Below are 1,543 nucleotides of genomic sequence, written 5' to 3'. Positions count from 1 at the left end.
AAAGAGCGTTTTGTCCCGACGGGGGTGCTTCATTGCAGTTCAGGTGGCGGACCGCTTCGGGCCGGCTGAGGCGGTAGACGCTTGTTGTGGCAGATGGGACGGGTGACGGCCTTCGAGGGTCCGTTTCGGTCCCTTCGCTCCTGTCTGATCCCAACACGCCCCCGGTCACGCCTGTTTGCGCCCTGTGGCGGGACGGCTGACATCGGTACTACGGAAACATGCCTCGCCGACAGCGGCCGTACCCGAGTGACCTGTCCGATGCCCGTTGGGCACTGCTGGAACCAACTCTGACAGCATGGCGGGCCAATCGAAGAGGGAAGGGCCTGGACATCGGCCGACCGCCCGAGCACGATCTGCGCCGGATCATGGACGCCATCCTCTACGTCGACCGGACCGGGATCCCCTGGCGGTACCTACCGCACGACTTCGCCCCATGGGAGACGGTTTACGGGTACTTCGCCGCCTGGCAGAAGGACGAGGTCTTCGACCAACTCAACGGTCTCCTGCGGCGACTGGTCCGAGAGGCCGAAGGCCGCGACGCCGAGCCGAGCGCCTGCGTCCTGGACGCCCAGAGCATCAAGACCTCGGCCAATGTGCCCGCGGCCGGCCAGGGCATCGACGCGGGCAAGAAGATCGCGGGCCGCAAACGGCACATCGGCGTTGACACGCTCGGCCTCCTCCTGGCCGTGCTGGTCACAGCCGCCAACGTCTCCGACAACGCCGGCGGCATTCAGGTTCTCTCGAGCATCGCCGCAGACCATCCGCGTGTCACGAAGGCATGGGCCGACACGGGCTACCGCACCAAGGTCATCGACCACGGCGCCCGCCTCGGCATCGACGTCGAAATCACCCGCCGCGACCCCGCTCACAAGGGCTTCAAGGTGATTCCGCGACGTTGGGTCGTCGAGCGGACCTTCGGATGGCTCATGCACCACCGTCGCCTCGCCCGCGACTACGAAACCCACCCCCATCGCTCCGAAGCGATGGTCCAACTCGCGATGATCGACCTGATGAGCCGCAGGCTCACCCGAGAGTCGACTCCGAACTGGAAGGACTCATAGCCGCCGGGCCACGCTGACCCGCGCATCCTCACTCCTCATCGACCGCGGCCAGCGGCTATCGATGAGACTCGCCGCTTCCCGACAGGCGCCGCACGCATCTTCCCGTTCCGGCAGCCACAAGTAGTCGGACGGTGACATGCCGGCTTCCTGAATGCCGCACAGCGTCATGTCGAAAATGCCGAACGCGTGGCAGACACCAGAGGCAAGACCATCCGCGACGGCCTTCTCCCAGCGCATCCCCAGGGGCAGATACGGCGGTCGCGACATCTCGAACCACTCGCCGCCCACATGGGTGGCCGCATGGCACCAGGAACAGGACCAGATCTCCTCTTCCCAGACCGTCGGCGGCACCGGCCACCGCCACATCGACCGCCCGCACACATCACACTCCACGGGCGGATCCTCACACGCCGGCACGGGCCGACCAAAGCGGCAACATCGCGCCAGTTATCAAACGCCCTGGCCAGGACAAAACGCTCTTT

At 65.9% G+C, this 1,543-nt stretch carries 2 protein-coding genes; one reads left to right on the top strand and one right to left on the bottom strand.

Translation table 11 applies throughout. From position 1 onward, the window contains the following. Nucleotides 1–218 precede the first annotated feature (218 nt). The gene (locus P1P75_RS41495; RefSeq protein WP_319265213.1) at nucleotides 219–1,061 is read left to right on the top strand and encodes an IS5 family transposase; all 843 of its coding nucleotides are present in this window, start codon (nucleotides 219–221) and stop codon (nucleotides 1,059–1,061) included. Here P1P75_RS41495 and P1P75_RS41490 read toward each other — a convergent pair. Then, nucleotides 1,056–1,454, bottom strand: a complete 399-nt coding sequence (locus P1P75_RS41490) for a hypothetical protein (RefSeq protein WP_319265211.1) — start codon at nucleotides 1,452–1,454, stop codon at nucleotides 1,056–1,058. The two genes, P1P75_RS41495 and P1P75_RS41490, sit on opposite strands and share 6 nt — an antisense overlap. Between the last annotated feature and the right edge of the window lie 89 nt (nucleotides 1,455–1,543).

The organism is Streptomyces sp. ID05-39B (assembly GCF_033794725.1).
In the GTDB taxonomy this organism is placed as follows: Bacteria; Actinomycetota; Actinomycetes; order Streptomycetales; family Streptomycetaceae; genus Streptomyces; species Streptomyces bobili.
The sequence above is the reverse complement of the archived record's forward strand: the minus strand, read 5'-3'. Positions and strand labels throughout refer to the sequence as shown.

Excerpts from the sequence above, each read along its gene's own strand:
- P1P75_RS41495 (WP_319265213.1), top strand. The coding sequence starts at position 219 with ATGCCTCGCCGACAGCGGCCGTACCCGAGTGACCTGTCCGATGCCCGT.